Here is a 3,528-nt window from a genome sequence, read left to right as displayed (position 1 = left end):
GCCGCCATTTTCTCCGTTGTCTGACCGTGCCTCGACCGCTCCAAACGGCCTCTTCAATGGCCTGATCTGGCCGAAGGCCGGCTGCGCCTCGATCGCCTATGGCGCAACAGCCGCGTCAAACTTTCTTCCCCTGCCGGCTGCGCCGTCATTCCGCGCGCAACAAGAAAGCCCTCCTTGGCTGTCCAGCCCCATCCCCACCCCAACGCGCAAGCGCGCCGGGGACCCCGAGCAAGGGGTGCGCCGTCGATCGCCTCCGGCCTGCCGATCGCCATCGAGACCGCAATGGTGCGGGCTCGGGAACGGAAAACGGAGACTTACAATGGCGACCATCGGCACCTTCAAGAAGTCCGGCTCGAACGAGTTCACCGGCGACATCGTCACCCTCAGCGTCCAGGCCAAGAACGTGCGCATCGTCCCCGACCAGCGCGCCACCGGCGAGAACGCCCCCAGCCACCGGGTCCTGGTCGGCCGCGCCGAGATCGGCGCCGCCTGGTCCAAGCGCTCCAACGAGGGCCGCGACTATCTGGGCCTCAAGCTCGACGATCCGAGCTTCAACGCCCCGATCTACGCCAACCTCTTCGACGACGAGGGCGAAGACACCTTCTCGCTGATCTGGTCCCGCCCCAACGGTCGGCGCGCCGACTGAGGCTCCCACAAGGCCCCGACCCAAAGGTCGGGGCCTTCACTTGAACTACATTTTCAAAGCAAGCGGGCGATGCCTTACCCAGTCGACGTCCAATAGAATTGAGAGAATGCGCAGAACGTCAATCATGAGAAGGGCGCCCGGCAATTCTCGTCGTCATCGACCGAACTGCAGTATCTCGTGGCGATCGCTAGAGCACATACCCGCCATCGATCGTCAGACTCGCACCCGTCATGTAACCAGCCGCCGGGCCAGCCAGATAGGAAACGAGCGACGCAACCTCCTCCGCTTTGCCGACCCGCCCAAGTGGAATGAGGTCGCGCAGGCGCGGAACCATCGCAGCCGTCAGATCGGTTTCGATCGGCCCCGGCTGGACATTGTTGACTGTGATCCGGCGAGGCGCGAGGTCGAGAGCGATACCCTTGACCATGGTCGCGACGGCGGCCTTGGTCATGGCGTAGACGCTGCTGCCCTGCGATCCGGTCCGAATAGCCGTGTTGCTGCCGATCGTAATCACGCGTCCGCCATCGCGCATCTGCGCTGTCGAAGCCTGGATGGCAAGGAAGACACCACGTATGTTGACGTCGAGCATCAGGTCGAGATCCTCGAGCGTGAACGCCTCGATTGTCGCGCGGCGAAGAACGCCGGCATTGACGACCACGACGTCGAGCATGCCCAGCCGATCGACCGCATGCGCCACTGCGGCGGTGATAGCATCTGCATCGGCGCTATCAGCCTGGATCGCGATGGCGCTGCGTCCCAGGCCGTTGATCGCTTCAACAACCTCAGCGGCGCGATCAGGTTGCGAGACATAGGTCATGGCCAGATCGAAACCATGTCTGGCGAGCCGGGTTGCGATCGCGGCGCCGATGCCACGCGATCCACCGAACACCATGGCGACCGGGGCGCTCATAGGATCAGCACCAGCTTTCCAGTGGTCCTGCGGCTCTCCATATCCGCGTGGGCCTTCGCCGCATCCGCGAGGGCATATTCGCCGCCGATGCGGACCTTAAGCTTGCCGTCCGCGACCCACTGGAAGAGCTGCTCCGCATGCTTGCGGAGCAGGACCGGAGTATGGATGTGGTCGAAGAAGACGGCGTAGCCGATCTTGATGCTCCTGGGCAGGCTCATGATATCGAGTGGCCCTGGACCGCCCAGCACCGGGCCATACCAGCAGAAGGTGCCCGAGCGGCGCAGGATATCGAGCGACCCCTGAAACGTCGTCGGACCCGATCCGTCATAGACGACATGGACGCCCTCTCCGTCAGTCAGGCGCAGCGCCTCCTCGGCAAATCGCCCTTGCGTGTCGACAATGACATAGTCGGCGCCCGCCTCCCGGGCGACGGCGACCTTCTCTTCAGATGAGACCCGCCCGATCACCTGGCCACCGCGCAGTTTGATGATCTGGGTCAGGAGCAGGCCGAGACCTCCTGCCGCGGCATGAACGAAGGCGATATCACCGGGCTGGACCGGATAGAAGTCAGTCGCGAAATGGTTGGCAGTCAGCCCCTGCATCATGATCGAGGCCGCCGTTCGATCGTCGATCGCATCGGGAACCGGCACCAGCGACGTCGCCGGGATAGCGATCCGCTCGGCATAGCTGCCGGGCGCATAGACCCAGGCGACGCGCTGGCCGGGTTGAACGGTCTCGACGCCTTCGCCGACTGCCAGAACTCGACCGACGCCTTCGACGCCGAGGATCTTGGGATTGGGCATGTCAGTCCAGGCGATCCCCTGACGCACGCCGATATCCATGAAGTTGACCCCGGCAAACGCGATCTCGACCAGCGCCTCGCCCGGCCCGGCGACAGGCTCGGGCTGCTCGATATGATCCAGCACCTCCCGGCCGCCGATCGCTGTCATCACCACTGCTCGCATGTCTTTCTCCTATATTGAATGATCGTTCCGTAATTAGTCAAAAAAGGGGGTCAGCGCAGCGCGCGCATGACCATCTGCTGCAGGGCGTCCAGTGTTGCGCGGTCGGCGCCGCCGCGCCCGGCGACGCGGATCCCGGCGATGTTGGCGATCAGGAATTGCGCGAGAGCCTCGGCATCAAGGCTGGCCGCAACATCACCCTCGCGCTGCGCGTCGCGCACGCGGGCGACGATGGCCATGTGCAATGTCCTGCCCAGTGCCGCATGGATATCGACAAGGTCCGGCCGCGATGCACCGAACTCGCAGGTCGAGCCGACGCCGAGACAGGGCGTGGCGGCTGTCTCCACGACGCGGCGCAGCATTGCGCCAATCCCGTCGATGGCGCGCGCGCCGCTGCGAAGCACCTCGAAATGCGCCGCGCATTCGCCCATGCCGTAGCGCCGCACCGCCGCGCAATAGAGCTGCCACTTGTCGCCGAAGGCAGCGTAGAGGCTCTGCCGCCCGATGCCCATGGCGTCCACGAGCATCTGCGCGGAACTGCCTTCATATCCATGCTCGCTGAAGATGGTGATCGCACCGTCTAGGGCAGCATCCGTATCGAATTCGCGAGGTCTTGCCATAAGCCATGCATAGCGATTCGGGAACGATCGTTCAAGATAGCTGCTCAGTTTTCTGTGCGGCGCCCTCAACGAGTGGCAGTGGCCGCGAAATGGGAGATCGCCCGATCGTCAGATATTCAAGGCGCGCAATCGCAGTGAATTTCCAATGACGCTGACGGACGACAGCGCCATCGCGGCAGCAGCGATGATCGGCGACAGCAGCAGTCCGAACGTGGGATAGAGCGCACCGGCCGCGATCGGCACGCCTGCCGCATTGTAGATGAACGCGAAGGCGAGGTTCTGGCTACAGCTGGGGCTGGAGGCCCAGCAGGTCAAAGACCCTCTTCTGCAGCGGCGTGGGCTGCGTCAGGACGTCGAAGTCAGCCTGCAAGCCGGGCAATCGCACCCGGT

General features: G+C 64.0%; 5 protein-coding genes. 1 reads left to right on the top strand and 4 read right to left on the bottom strand.

Going from position 1 to position 3,528, the window contains the following annotated elements:
• Positions 1–319: 319 nt before the first annotated feature.
• The gene (locus tag JHD07_RS35540) at positions 320–646 is read left to right on the top strand and encodes a DUF736 domain-containing protein (RefSeq protein ID WP_291630686.1); all 327 of its coding nucleotides are present in this window, start codon (positions 320–322) and stop codon (positions 644–646) included.
• 187 nt (positions 647–833) lie between these two features.
• On the opposite strand, the gene JHD07_RS35535 is transcribed toward JHD07_RS35540, so the two are convergent.
• From JHD07_RS35535 to JHD07_RS35520, 4 genes are all read right to left on the bottom strand, one after another.
• Entirely contained in the window at positions 834–1,556 is a 723-nt protein-coding gene (locus tag JHD07_RS35535) for an SDR family oxidoreductase (RefSeq protein ID WP_291630683.1), read from the bottom strand.
• Entirely contained in the window at positions 1,553–2,521 is a 969-nt protein-coding gene (locus tag JHD07_RS35530) for a quinone oxidoreductase (RefSeq protein WP_291630681.1), read from the bottom strand. Before JHD07_RS35530 ends, JHD07_RS35535 begins: the two co-directional genes overlap by 4 nt.
• Before the next feature lie 50 nt (positions 2,522–2,571).
• Positions 2,572–3,138, bottom strand: coding sequence for a TetR/AcrR family transcriptional regulator (locus tag JHD07_RS35525; protein WP_291630688.1), 567 nt, complete (start codon positions 3,136–3,138; stop codon positions 2,572–2,574).
• Between the two features lie 108 nt (positions 3,139–3,246).
• Positions 3,247–3,453 carry a hypothetical protein gene (locus JHD07_RS35520; protein WP_291630690.1) on the bottom strand — a complete coding sequence of 69 codons (207 nt, stop codon included), beginning with the start codon at positions 3,451–3,453 and terminating at the stop codon, positions 3,247–3,249.
• Between the last annotated feature and the right edge of the window lie 75 nt (positions 3,454–3,528).

The sequence above is a fragment of the Bradyrhizobium sp. genome (genome assembly GCF_016462955.1).
Classification (GTDB): Bacteria; Pseudomonadota; Alphaproteobacteria; order Rhizobiales; family Xanthobacteraceae; genus Bradyrhizobium.
This window is presented reverse-complemented; position numbering and strand designations above follow the sequence as displayed.